Source organism: Janthinobacterium sp. GW821-FHT03C08 (genome assembly GCF_059420905.1).
Window position 1 is genome coordinate 94,680 of sequence record NZ_JBWKUP010000016.1, and the last position, 13,114, is coordinate 107,793.

The 13,114-nt window shown below is 65.0% G+C and carries 10 protein-coding genes; 5 read left to right on the top strand and 5 right to left on the bottom strand.

Going from position 1 to position 13,114, the window contains the following annotated elements:
* Window positions 1-15: 15 nt before the first annotated feature.
* The 4 genes from AC07VL_RS22110 to AC07VL_RS22125 are packed head-to-tail and all read left to right on the top strand — an operon-like array spanning window position 16 to window position 4,187.
* Window positions 16-1,098 carry an STM4014 family protein gene (locus AC07VL_RS22110; protein WP_494807751.1) on the top strand — a complete coding sequence of 361 codons (1,083 nt, stop codon included), beginning with the start codon at window positions 16-18 and terminating at the stop codon, window positions 1,096-1,098.
* Window positions 1,091-1,939 (top strand): STM4013/SEN3800 family hydrolase, encoded by an 849-nt coding sequence (locus tag AC07VL_RS22115; protein ID WP_494807752.1) that lies wholly within the window; start codon window positions 1,091-1,093, stop codon window positions 1,937-1,939. The genes AC07VL_RS22110 and AC07VL_RS22115 overlap by 8 nt, the downstream gene beginning before the upstream one ends.
* Complete coding sequence (locus tag AC07VL_RS22120) at window positions 1,936-3,315, top strand: STM4012 family radical SAM protein (RefSeq protein WP_494807753.1); 1,380 nt, start codon at window positions 1,936-1,938, stop codon at window positions 3,313-3,315. The genes AC07VL_RS22115 and AC07VL_RS22120 overlap by 4 nt, the downstream gene beginning before the upstream one ends.
* Window positions 3,309-4,187 (top strand): STM4011 family radical SAM protein, encoded by an 879-nt coding sequence (locus tag AC07VL_RS22125; protein WP_494807754.1) that lies wholly within the window; start codon window positions 3,309-3,311, stop codon window positions 4,185-4,187. Before AC07VL_RS22120 ends, AC07VL_RS22125 begins: the two co-directional genes overlap by 7 nt.
* A gap of 185 nt (window positions 4,188-4,372) precedes the next feature.
* On the opposite strand, the gene AC07VL_RS22130 is transcribed toward AC07VL_RS22125, so the two are convergent.
* The gene (locus AC07VL_RS22130; RefSeq protein WP_494807755.1) at window positions 4,373-6,493 is read right to left on the bottom strand and encodes a prolyl oligopeptidase family serine peptidase; all 2,121 of its coding nucleotides are present in this window, start codon (window positions 6,491-6,493) and stop codon (window positions 4,373-4,375) included.
* Window positions 6,494-6,968: 475 nt separating this feature from the next.
* On the opposite strand from AC07VL_RS22130, the gene AC07VL_RS22135 reads away from it, so the two are divergent.
* Window positions 6,969-8,756 (top strand): GGDEF domain-containing protein, encoded by a 1,788-nt coding sequence (locus AC07VL_RS22135; protein ID WP_494807787.1) that lies wholly within the window; start codon window positions 6,969-6,971, stop codon window positions 8,754-8,756.
* Window positions 8,757-8,831: 75 nt separating this feature from the next.
* Here AC07VL_RS22135 and AC07VL_RS22140 read toward each other — a convergent pair whose 3' ends face one another.
* From AC07VL_RS22140 to AC07VL_RS22155, 4 genes are all read right to left on the bottom strand, one after another.
* Complete coding sequence (locus AC07VL_RS22140; RefSeq protein ID WP_494807756.1) at window positions 8,832-9,308, bottom strand: DUF4262 domain-containing protein; 477 nt, start codon at window positions 9,306-9,308, stop codon at window positions 8,832-8,834.
* 99 nt (window positions 9,309-9,407) lie between these two features.
* Window positions 9,408-10,808, bottom strand: coding sequence for a tetratricopeptide repeat protein (locus tag AC07VL_RS22145; protein ID WP_494807757.1), 1,401 nt, complete (start codon window positions 10,806-10,808; stop codon window positions 9,408-9,410).
* Between the two features lie 217 nt (window positions 10,809-11,025).
* Entirely contained in the window at window positions 11,026-11,655 is a 630-nt protein-coding gene (locus AC07VL_RS22150; protein WP_494807758.1) for a 3'-5' exonuclease, read from the bottom strand.
* Window positions 11,656-11,708: 53 nt separating this feature from the next.
* Window positions 11,709-12,959 carry an Hsp70 family protein gene (locus AC07VL_RS22155; RefSeq protein WP_494807759.1) on the bottom strand — a complete coding sequence of 417 codons (1,251 nt, stop codon included), beginning with the start codon at window positions 12,957-12,959 and terminating at the stop codon, window positions 11,709-11,711.
* Window positions 12,960-13,114 lie beyond the last annotated feature (155 nt).

Consider the following 13,114-nt stretch of genomic DNA (forward strand, 5'->3'; position numbering starts at 1 on the left):
TTTTATCCTTTGCTGATGCCTCTCACCCTGCTGGCGACACAGGGCAGCAAGCGCGTGCGCCTGATGCAGGCGGCGCGCGCGCAGCTGCGCCTGCCGCCCGCGCAGGTGCTGGAATGGCGCGACTGGCTGGCGCGGCCGGCGCTGCTGCAGCACGCCCTGCGCCAGCCAGGCATACTCAAAATCGAGCCGCCCGGCGACGATCCCGCCGCCCACCTGCTGTTGCTGCGGGCGGGCTGCCGCCTGCTGGACCGCCCGCCGGTCGCCGCCCCCGCGCTCGGCCAGCTGCTGGCCATGGATGCGTGGTTTGCCGGCTTTTCCCATGCCATGCAAGACCTGGCGACGCAACTGGCCCGGCTGCCGCAGGCCCGCGTCTTCAATGCGCCGGGCGAGATCACCCTCATGACGGACAAGCTGGCCTGCCAGCGCCACCTGGCCGCGCACGGCGTGCCGATACCTGTCTTGCTGGGACCCGTGCACGGCTACGAGCACCTGCAGTCGCTGCTGCATGAACACCAGCTGGACCGCGTCTATTTAAAACCGCGCTACGGCTCGTCCGCGTCCGGCGTCATCGCCTACCGCAGGAACAAGGCGGGGCGGCAGCAAGCCACCACCTCGGCCGCCTTGCAGCATGAGGACGGCGCGGCGCGCCTGTTCAATGTCAAGCGCATGGCCCGCTACGAGACGGCCGCCGACATCGCGGCCCTCGTCGATGCGCTGGCCACGCAGGAACTGTACGGGGAAGCGTGGCTGAACAAGCCGCGCTGCGGCGACAGCCACTACGACCTGCGCGTCGTGACCGTGGCGGGCCAGCCCGCGCACCGGGTGGCGCGCATCGGACAGCACATGATGACGAATCTGCACCTCGACAATCGGCGCGGCGAGGCGGCGGGCCTGCTGGACGACGCCGACATGCGGGCACTGGAGCAAACCGCCGCCCAAGCCGCGCGCGCCTTCCCCGCCAGCCACGTGACGGGCTACGACCTCGTCGTGCGCCAGGGCCAGGCCCATGTGCTGGAAGCGAACGCCTTCGGCGACCTGCTGCCCGGCCTGCTCTGGCAAGGCATCGATACTTACACGGCACAACTGGCCCATGCTTAAAGAAACACCGGCCATCCCCGACATGCACGCAGTCGTCGGCAGCCACGACATCGTCTTCCTCACGCTCGACACCCTGCGCTTTGACGTGGCGCAAGCGCTGTACGAGGCGGGCGAATTGCCCGTGCTGGGGCGTTTTCTGCCGCCGGGCGGCTGGGAACGCCGCCACTCGCCCGCCACGTTTACCTACGCGGCGCACCAGGCCTTCTTCGCGGGCTTTCTGCCCACGCCGGCCGCGCCGGGCCGCCATCCGCGCCTGTTCGCCAGCGCGTTTGCGGGCAGCGAGACGACGTCGCCAAACACCTTTGCCTTCGAGGAAGCGGATCTGCCCGCCGCGCTGGCCGCGCGCGGCTACCGCACCCTCTGCATCGGCGGCGTGGGCTTCTTCAACAAACAGACGGCGCTGGGCACGGTGCTGCCGTCGCTGTTCCAGGAAAGCCACTGGAGCGCGGGCATGGGCGTGGCCAGCCGCCACTCAACCGAAAAACAGGTGGCGCTGGCGACCCGCCTGCTGGCGCAAAACGATCAACGCACTTTTTTGTTCATCAACGTGGCCGCCCTGCACGCGCCGAACCGCGCCTACCTGCCCGGCTGCCGCGCCGATTGCCTGGACAGCCACGCGGCCGCCCTGCGTTATGTGGACGGCGCGCTGGCTCCCCTGTTTGCCGCCTGCGCCGCGCGCGCGCCCACCTTTGCCATCGTCTGCTCGGACCACGGCAGCGCCTATGGCGAAGACGGCTACCGGGGCCACAGAGTCGCCCACGACAGCGTGTGGAGCGTGCCGTATGCGCACTTTCTCATCGCCCCCGATACCGATATACCTCCCAAGGAGTCCCCACCGTGAATCCATCCGAACAGCCGGGCACCCTGGCGCAGCGCATGCGCCACACGCCCTACCAGGCCTATTCGTATTCCTACCCGCACAAGGCGGCCTACCGCGCCCTGCCGCAGGCGGCCCCGCTGGCGCCCCTGTGGGCGCGGCAGGACCGCTCCGCCCTGTTCGCCTACATCCATATTCCATTCTGCGAGATGCGCTGCGGCTTTTGCAACCTGTTCGCCATGGCCCGTCCCGGCGCCGACATGGTCGAACGCTACGTGCAGCAAGTGCTGGTGCAGATGCGCGCACTCAACGGCGCACTGGGCGAACGGCGCTTCGCCCGCTTCGCGCTGGGCGGCGGCACGCCCACCTACCTGTCGCCCGCGCAGCTGGGCACCCTGCTGTGCGGCGCGCGCGACATCCTCGGCATCGACCTGGAGCACACGCCGGCCGGCATCGAGGCATCGCCCGAAACCATCACGGCGGAACGCCTGGCCGTCTGCCGCGCGCATGGCATCGACCGGGTCAGCCTGGGCATCCAGAGCTTTGCCGCCGGCGAAATGCGCGCCCTGGCCCGCCCCCAGCAGAACGCCACCGTCCAGCACGCCATCGGCCTGATACGCGCGGCCGGCTTTCCCACCCTGAATCTGGACCTGATCTACGGCATCGCCGGGCAGACCGTGGCCAGCCTGCTCGCCTCCATCGACAGCGCGCTGGCCTTCGCCCCCGAGGAGCTCTATCTGTATCCGCTGTACGTGCGCGAGCAGACGGGTCTTGGAAAAGTGGCGCGCCGCCAGGGCGCGCAGTCGCTGGCCCCCATCAAGCTGGCGCAGGACGGCGACAGCCGCCTGGCCCTGTACGCGGCCGCGCGCGACCATTTGCGCGCCCGGGGCTACGAGCAGGTGTCCATGCGCATGTTCCGCGCCCCCCATGCGCCGGAACAGGACGGACCGTCGTACTGCTGCCAGAATGACGGCATGGTGGGCCTGGGCGCAGGCGCCCGCTCCTACACGGCCAGCCTGCATTATTCGAGCCAATACGCGGTAGCGCGCACGGACACCGTCAACATCATCGAGCGCTACCTGGCGCTCGATGAAACCCGCTTCGCCCAGGCCGAACACGGCTACGTGCTGGGCGAGGAAGAACAGCGCCGCCGCTACGTGATCCAGTCGCTGCTGACGCAGCCGGGCCTGGACCGCGACGCCTACGCGGCCCGCTTCGGCACGCGCTGCGAAGCGGACCTGCCGCAACTGGCCGAGCTGCACGCCCTGGACCTGGTGGCGGAAGACGGCCCGCTGCTGCGCCTGAATGACCGTGGTTACTCGTATGCCGACACCATCGGCCCCTGGCTGGCATCCGAGACGGTGCGCGCGCTGATGGCGCAGGAGGGGCAGGCGTGCTGACAACGCAGCCGGGCACCTTGTCCCTGCTGTACCGGGGCACGCTAGCCAGCTGCAACTACGCCTGCGGCTACTGCCCCTTCGCCAAGAAGCGCGACAGCCGCGCCGCGCTGGCCCGCGATGCGCGCGAAGTGGCGCGTTTTACCGGCTGGGTGGCGGCGCAAGCGCGCCCCATCGGCGTGCTGTTCACGCCCTGGGGCGAAGCGCTGGTGCGGAGCCACTACCGCACGGCCATGCAGGCCCTGGCCCGCCTGCCGCACGTGCGCCAGGTGGCGCTGCAGACGAATCTGTCCGGCCCCCTGAACTGGCTGGATGGAATGGATGGCTTGGAAAAGATCGGCCTGTGGTGCACCTACCACCCGGACCAGACGACCCTGGCGCGCTTTCTCGAACGCTGCGCGCGCCTGGACGCCATGGGCGTGCGCTACTCCGTCGGCGTCGTGGCGATGAACGAACACCTGGACGCCATCCGCGCCCTGCGCGCCGCCCTGCCAGCCCACGTCTACCTGTGGCTGAACGCCTACGACCGGCGCGGTCCCGGCTACTACGGCGAACAAGACCTGGCCTGGCTGGACGCCATCGACCCGTGGTTCGCGCAGAACCGCCGCCCGTCGCCCTCGCGCGGCAAGCCCTGCCTGGCGGGCGAAGCCTCGCTGTCCGTCGATGGCGACGGCGAACTGGCGCGCTGCCATTTCGTGCCCGAGCGGCTGGGGAATCTATATGAGGATGACCTGGCCGACATGCTGCAGGAACGCCCCTGCCCCCGCTTCAAGTGCGATTGCTACATCGGCTACGCGCAGCGCAAGGATTTGCCGTTCCAGTCCACGTTTGCCAACGGGGTACTGGCGCGCATCGCGCCCTTGCACCGGACGTAAAAAAGCGCGGGCCAACCGCACCCGCGCTTTTTATCAATCAGATTACGATACTTACAACGCCGAACAAAACCGTAGCGAGCGGAAGGGAGTTGCGGCCGAGAAGCGCAACTGTACGAAGGTACAGTGAGCATCGCAGGCCGTAAATCACGACGCGCAGTAGGTTTGGGTCGGTGTCCTTAGCTAGATTACTGCGCCGCCACTTTCGCCGGCTCCGCCGCTACCGGCGTCATCTTCAGCGAACGGCTGAGGAAGCCCCAGCGGTCCGCCACTTCTTCGATCTGCTTGGTCGTCGGCTTGCCGGCGCCATGGCCCGCCTTGCTGTCGATGCGGATCAGCACGGGTGCCGGGCCGCCTTGCGCTGCCTGGGCGGCGGCGGCAAACTTGAAGCTGTGGGCAGGCACGACGCGGTCGTCGTGGTCGGCCGTCGTGATCATGGTGGCCGGATAGCAGCCGCCCGCCTTCAGGTTGTGCAGCGGCGAGTATTTCACCAGCGCCTTGAACTGTTCGGCATCGTCCGAGGAACCGTAGTCAGGCACCCAGCCCCAGCCCACGGTGAACTTGTGGAAACGCAACATGTCGAGCACGCCCACCTGCGGGATGGCCGCGGCGAACAGGTCGGGACGCTGCGTCATGGCCGCACCGACCAGCAGGCCGCCATTGCTGCCGCCGCCGATGGCCAGCTTGGATGGCGAAGTGACCTTGTTGGCCACCAGCCATTCGGCTGCGCCGATGAAATCGTCGAAGACGTTTTGCTTGTTCAGCTTGGTGCCAGCCTGGTGCCAGGCTTCGCCGTACTCGCCGCCGCCGCGCAGGTTGGCCATCACGTAGACGCCGCCCATTTCCACCCAGGCAAGATTGGCCACGGAGAAGCTTGGCGTCAGGGAAATGTTAAAGCCGCCATAGCCGTACAGATAGGTGGGATTGGAGCCGTCGAGCTTCATGCCTTTTTTCGAGACGATGAACATCGGCACCTTGGTGCCGTCGCGGCTGGTGAAGAACTGCTGGCGCGTCTCGAAGGCGTTCGGGTCGAAATCGACCTTCGGCTGGCGGTACACCGTGCTCTTGCCCGTCTTCATGTCGTAGCGGTAGACGGTGGCTGGCGTCGTAAAGCTGGTGAACGAGTAGAAGGTTTCCGTGTCGCCACGCTTGCCCGCGAAGCCGCCGGCCGAACCGATGCCCGGCAAGGCCACTTCACGCACCAGTTTACCGTTCAGGTCGACGATCTTGATTTGCGTTTGCGCATCTTTCAAGTAATCGAGCACCAGCTGGTTGTTGATCAGGTTGACGGCGACGAGGGTTTCCGCGCTTTGCGGCACGATTTCCTTCCAGTCGGCAGGCGCGGGCTTGCGCGTGTCGATGGCGATCACGCGCGATTTCGGCGCATTGTTGTCCGTCTTGAAGAAGAACACGGGGCCGTCATTGTCGATGAAGGAATACGAGGCGTCGAACGCTTCCAGCAGGCCCACCACCTTGGCGTTCTTCTGGCGCAAGTCCTTGTAGAAGACGCGGTTCTTGCGTTCCGTGCCCTGCGACGCCGTGATGATCAGGTAATTGCCGTCGTCGCTGACGACGCTGCCGCCGAACGCCCATTCCTTCTGGTCGGGACGGTCGAAGACGAGCACGTCATCGCTTTGCGGCGTGCCGATCTTGTGGAAATACAATTTCTGGAAGTAATTGATATCGGCCAGCTTGGTCGCCTCGTTCGGCGCATCATAGCGGCTGTAGAAGAAACCCTTGTTATCCTTGGTCCACGAGGCGCCCGAGAACTTGGCCCACTTGATGTGGTCCGTCAAGTCCTTGCCCGTCTTGATGTCGCGCACTTTCCACTCGTTCCAGTCGGAACCGGAGGCGGCCGTGGCATACGCCAGGTACTTGCCGTTCGGGCTGATCGAGGTGCCGGCCAGCGCCACCGTGCCATCCGTGGACAGGGTGTTCGGGTCCAGCAGCAGGCGCGGTTCGTCCGTCAGCTTTTTCACCGTGTACAGCACGGCCTGGTTCTGCAAGCCGTCATTGCGGCTGTAGAAATAGCGGCCACCCTGTTTGCTTGGCGTAGAGAAACGCTCATAGTTCCACAGCTTGGTCAGGCGCTGCTTGATCGCTTCGCGTTCGGGAATGGTGCCCAGGTACGCTTGCGTCAGCTTGTTTTGCGCCACGACCCACTCGCCCGTTTCCGCACTGTTGGCATCTTCCAGCCAGCGGTAAGGATCGGCGATGGTGGTGCCGAAATAGCTGTCTTGCTGGTCGACTTTCTTGCTGACCGGGTACGTGACAGGCGTGCCGTCGCCGGCCGGGCAGGATTGTGCCATGGCATTGCCACCGAAAGCGGCCAGCAGGCTGAATATGAGGGTTGCACTACGTAATTGCATGGGTTGTTTGTCTCATTGTTGGATGTCGAAGAAAGCAGGCCGCGCTATCCAGCACCGCGGCTGCCCATGTTGACTTTCGCCAAGAGAAATCATAGCGCGGAATGGCACTTTTAAAGCACAGTTATCGGGGGAATTTGCCGTCTTTTGTTTGGGGATTTCACGTGTATCGCCGTCATAAATCGCGTTTTTGGGAAGAATCGGCAAACTGACGGTCAGCAATAAATATTGTCAAAAGCAAATACGTTTCATCAAGCCGTCATAAATCTTCTTTACTATCGGCAACATGTTCATGGCCCGTCCAGAGGCCGTGCCGCCAGACTCCCCTATGCCTACTCTCGCCTTCCCCGCCGCCACTACCGCGCCTGCCGCCGCGACGCCATCGAATGTGGCGTATCTGAAGCCACCTTCAACACCCATGAGCATCGAAGGGACGGATGCCTTGCACGAAATCCTGGCGGGCCGCAAGCTGAGCGCCCTGTTTCAACCGATCATCCACATGCAGAGCGGCGAAATCATCGGCTACGAAGGCCTGATCCGCGGACCGTCGGACAGCCCCCTGCACGCGCCAATGAACCTGTTCAAGGTGGCGCGCGCGAACGACCTGACCCTGGAAGTGGAACACCTGTGCCGCCAGGTGGTGCTGGAACGCTTTGCCGAACTGCAGCTACCGGGCAAGCTGTTTCTCAACGTCAGCCCGGAATGCTTGCTGCTGCGCAATGCACGCCATGGCGAAACCCTGGAATACATCGAACACATCGGCATCAATCCGGACCGGGTCATCATCGAGCTGACGGAGAACCAGCCCACCTACGACTACGATCTGATGCGCGAAGCGGTGCTGCATTACCGCAACATGGGTTTCCAGATCGCCATCGACGACCTGGGCGAAGGCTTTTCCAGCCTGCGCCTGTGGTCGGAACTGCGGCCCGAATACGTGAAGATCGACATGCATTTCATCCAGGGCATCAATCATGACCCCGTGAAACTGCAATTCGTGCGCTCCATCCAGGAAATCGCGGAAAAATCGGGCACGCTGGTGATCGCCGAAGGCATCGAGGCGCAGACGGAACTGCTCGTGCTGCGCGACCTGGGCGTGGCCTTTGGCCAAGGCTATCATCTGGGGCGGCCCAATATGGTGCCGGCGCGCGCCCTGCCGGCCGAAGTGGTGCAGGCGCTGGGGCGCAATGGCGTGGCCGTATATCCGCAGCGCAGCAGCCTGGAAAAGAACGGCGCCAGCATCCGCAAGCTGCTGCACCGGGTGGCGGCCGTCTCGCCGGACAAGAACAATAACGAGGTGTACGACATTTTCCTGAAGGAACCGAAGCTGATGATCATCCCCGTCGTCGACGACGGCGTGCCGCTGGGCCTGATCAGCCGCTTCGAGATGATCGACCACTTCGCCCGCCCCTACCAGCGGGAACTGTATGGCAAGAAATCCTGCAGCCTGTTCATGGATGCCAATCCCCTCATCGCCGACCACGAGACGAGCTTGCAGGAACTCAGCTACACCATGGTGCAGTCCGATGCCCACCATTTGTTCAACGGCTTCATCATTACCGAACACGGCCGCTACCTGGGCATGGGCACGGGACACGACCTGATGCGCGAAATCACGCAGATGCAGATCAATGCGGCCCGCTACGCGAACCCGCTGACGCAGCTGCCCGGCAACGTGCCCATCAACGAACACATCGACCGTTTGTTGCACAGCGGCAGCCGCTTCTGGGTCTGCTATTGCGACCTCGACCACTTCAAGCCCTTCAATGACGTGTATGGCTACCGCAAGGGCGACGACGTGATCCAGCTGACGGGCGAAATCCTCAGCGGCCATTGCGACCCGAACCGCGACTTCATCGGCCACATCGGCGGCGACGATTTCATGATCCTGTTCCAGAGCGAGGACTGGGAAGCGCGCTGCCAGGCCATGCTGGACGATTTTGCGGCCGCCATTCTGGCCTGCTACAGCACGGTGGACTGCGAACGGGGCGGCTATATCAGCGAAGACCGGCAAGGAAAAAAGGTGTTCTATTCGCTCATCAGCCTGTCGCTGGGCGTCATCAAGGTCGAGGCGCACCAGTACTACACGCACCACCAGATAGCCACGCGGGCGGCGGAAGCGAAGAAGCAGGCCAAGAAAATCCACGGCAACAGCCTGTTCCTGGACCGCCGCCAGGGCATGGGCGCGGCCCGCATGGATGCCTAGGATGGCTCAAACGCCGGCAAACTGGCCGCGCCGCTGAGGAACGCGCCGGCAGCAAGCGCCGGCGCCCGGGCGGGTTCAGTCCGGCCGTGGCGCGGGACCCAGCAGCGGCTGGCTGGCGACATACGCCTGGGCGGCGGCCGCATCCCAGGGAAAATGGCCGTCGCGCGATGGCCAGACGATCTGGTACAAGGTAAAGTCATTGCCCTGGTAAAACCAGCGCGCATAGCCGGCCCAGTCGCGGTAGCGCGCCTCGGGCACGCGCACGAAGGCGCATTGATGGCCATCGAGCAAGACGCCCGTGTTCTGCGTGAAATCCGTGATGGCGCCGCTGCGCGCCGCATCGAGGGCCAGGTCGACGATCTGGTGGGCCGTCGCTTGCGGCAAGCCCATGATCAGGAATTCGGGCAAGCCGAAGCTGTGGAAAGCGCCTATCGTGAAGGTGTAGCCCGGCCCTTCTTCATCGCCGCCGATATGCACGCAGTGCCAGCCATAGGTGGCGATATCGTCTATGACCTTTTGTTCGGATGCATCGTCGCCTGCCTGCCTTACCATCGCCGTCCTTTCGCTGTGCCGCCTGAAAACGCATGCGGGATCGAACCGCATGCAGGGCGGCCATTATCGCATGCGGTCCGCTGGCACGGCAGACCTGCCTCAGGCGCGTGGCGGCGGCTCGGGCGGCACGGCCTGTGCATGGGCCAGGCGCCACTGCCGCGTCAGTTCCCGGGCTTCCTGCAATTGTGGCGGCGCCAGCTTGCCGGCCGTGGATTCCCGCGCGCCGGCCGCCGTGCCATCGCCACCGTCGGCCGCCAGCGCCAGCCACATGTAGGCGCGCACGGGGTCCTTGTCCACGCCGCGCCCGCCGTTGTACATGCCGCCCAGATTGTACTGCGCCAGCGCATGGCCCTGCTCGGCGGCGCGCGCATACCAGTGCACGGCCAGGCCATCGTCCTGCGGCACGCCATGGCCGTTCGCATACATGACGCCCAGGTTATTTTGCGCGCTGGCATCGCCCTGCTCGGCGGCCGTGCGGTACCAGCGCACGGCGCACACTTCGTCGCGGGCCACGCCATGGCCATTGGCATACATCACGCCCAGGTTGAACTGGGCATTCGAGGCGCCCTGGGCCGCCGCCCTGGCGTACCAGTCGAGGGCCTGGCGCAGGTCGCGGGCGACGCCGCGCCCGCCCGCGTACATGCCGCCCAGATTGTATTGCGCCATGCAGTGGCCCTGCAGGGCGGCGCGGCGGTACCAGGCGACGGCGCGCGCCTCGTCCTTGTCCACGCCCTGGCCGCGCGCCAGCATCACGCCCAGGTTGAACTGGGCATCGGCATCGTCCTGCTCGGCGGCACGCTGCAGCCAGGCGTAGGCGCGCAACTGGTCGGGCGCCACGCCCAGGCCTTCCGCGTACGCCACGCCCAGTTGCCGCTGCGCCACGGCCAGGCCCTGGGCGGCCGCCTGGCGAAACCAGGCCAGCGCCTGCGCATCGCTTTGCGCCACGCCCTGGCCCCGCTTGTAGACGAGGCCCAGGTTCAGCTGCGCCTGCGCATCGCCCTGCAGGGCGGCCTTGCGGAACCAGGCCAGGGCCAGGGCATCGTTCTTCTTCGCCCCCAGCCCCTGCGCATACGCTTCGCCCAGCAGCGACTGCGCGCTGGCCACGCCCTGCTCGGAGGCGCGGTAGAACCAGGCCAGCGCCAGCTCGTCGCTTTGCAGCACGCCCCGTCCCTTGCGGTACATCTGGCCCAGGTTCTGCTGGGCCGAGGCATCGCCCTGCGCGGCCGCCCGGCGGAACCACAGCACGGCCTCCTCGTCGCTCTGCGCCACGCCGCGGCCATGGTAATACAGGGCGCCCAGGTGGTTTTGCGCAAAGGCCAGCCCCTGCAGCGCCGCCAGGCGCAGCCAGACGAAGGCCCGCGCATCGTCGTGCGCCACGCCTTCGCCCTTCTTGTACATCAGCCCCAGATTGAACTGGGCATAAGGATTGCCCTGTTCGGCAGCCGTGCGGAACCAGATGTAGGCCTGATGGCTGTCTCTGGCAGTATGGTGCTTGTCCATGTGCGCCCCCATCCACATTGCGCTTGCCGGCGGCGCGCGCAAAACGGCGGCCCAGGGCGGCGAAATCGTGTGTTGCTTAAATTTTAAATTCGCTGGGCGCGGAGGACTTGAGCGAACTCAAAGGAAATAACAAAATTACATCGCTTTGATGAGTTCGCTTCAAGGGGAAACGGGAGCGTGCGCGCCAGAATGGGCACGCGGCAAGGGATAGCGGCGGCTAGCGGCGCGACGGGTGCTTGTGCAGGAATTGCGGGACCTTCGCCGCCGCCAGCTTGTTCAGGGACACGAGCAGCCCCGCATCGACGTCGGCGATGCCGTAGTTGCTGCGCAAATGGCGGCCGATATGGATCAGCACCTGCGCCGCCACCTCGGCATCGGACTCGGCCCTGTGGGCGGCGCTCTTGAAGGCGATGCCCAGCTGGCTCGACAGCAAGCCCAGCTTGTAGCTGGACAGGCCGGGAAACACGCGGCGCGACAGTTTCAAGGAACACACGAGCGCCTCGTGCGCGGGCGCCAGGTTCAGGCGGGCGCTTTCCGCGCGCAGGAATTTTTCATCGAAGCTGGCGTTGTGCGCCGACAGGGCATCGCTGCCGATAAAATCGAGCAGCTGCGGCACCACTTCCGCCACGGGCGGGGCATGGTCCACCATGGCCTGCGTGATGCCCGTCAAGCCCGTGATGAACGCGGGAATGCGCGCATTGCAGTTGATCAGGGTCACGTAGCGGTCCGTGATCTGCCCGCCCTCGATGCGCAGGGCGGCCACTTCCGTGATGCGGTCGCCCATGTCGGGTGACAGGCCGGTCGTCTCGAAGTCGATCATGACGATCGGTTTGTCAAACACATGCATGGGGCGCTCTTTCGTGGGTGCAGCAGTGGGTGATACTCAATGGGTGCTGATTATCAACCAAATTTACGTACCGCGTCCAGCGCCAGGCCCGCGCCGATGCTGCCGAACAAATCGCCTTCGACCTTGCGCGCCGCCGGCACCAGGGCCGCGATCTTTTCGCGCAGCAGGCGCACGCCGGAAGAGCCGCCCGTGAAGAAGACGGTATCGACGTCTTGCTGCGCCACGCCCGCGTCGCGCAGCAGCCGGAGCACGGTTTCTTCCACGGAACCGCACAGGTGGCCGATGGCGTCGTCGAACTGCCCGCGTTTGAGCAGCAGGCTTTGCGCAGGCGACAAACGGTCCAGTTCCAGCTGCACTTCTGCCGCATCGGACAGGGCGATCTTGCCCTCTTCCACCTTCATGGCCAGCCAGTGTCCGGCGCGCTCGTCGATCAGCGTTTGCAGCCGTTTCACTTTGTCTTGCTCGCGCGCATCGCGGCACACATCGGCCAGCTGCACCCAGATCTTCTTCGTGTACGCCAGGTTGATGGTGTGCCAGGTCGCCAGGTTGAAATAATAGCTGGAGGGCACTTCGCTATTGTTGTGCAGCCGGCTGCCATAGCCGAGCAAGGGCATGACGGAAGACAGGCTCAGGTATTTATCGAAGTCCGTGCCGCCGATGTGCACGCCGCCGGTGGCGAGGATGTCGTCGCGGCGCTCGGCCTTCTTCGCCCGCTCCGGCGACAGGCGCACCAGCGAAAAGTCGGAAGTACCGCCGCCGATGTCGGCGATCAGCACCAGTTCTTCCTTGGCGATCTGCGACTCGTAGTCGAAGGCGGCGGCAATCGGCTCGAACTGGAAGGCCACGTCCTTGAAGCCGACGGAGCGGGCCACTTCGGCCAGGGTATCCTGCGCCAGCTGGTCGGCCTGCGCATTGTCGTCGATAAAGAAGACGGGACGGCCGAACACGGCGGACGTGAACTCGCGCCCCGCGGACTGCTCGGCGCGGCGCTTCACTTCGCCGATGAACTGCGACAGCAACAGGCGGAACGGCAGCGCGCGGCCTCCCACTTCCGTCTGGCCATCGATGAGACTGGTGCCCAGCAAGCTCTTGAGCGAGCGCATGAGGCGCCCCTCGTAGCCGGCCAGATAGCCGGCCAGCGCCGCGCGGCCAAAACTGACTTCCTCGTCTTCCGCATTGAAGAAGACGACGGATGGCAAGGTGGTCTTGCCATCTTCCAGGCCGAGCATGGTGCTCTGCCCGGGACGCGCCCAGCCTACCGTGGAATTTGACGTGCCGAAATCGACGCCGCAAGCATTGGCCATGTCGACCCTTCCCTGAATAAAGGGGCGTTATGTTATCAGAACGGACGTCATTGCACCAGAAAAATACTTCCGCCATGGCCCGGACAACAAGCTTGCTTTGCATCAAGTAGCTGCCGCGCGCAAAAGCTACTCTTTAGAAATTGACGCCGAGCAAT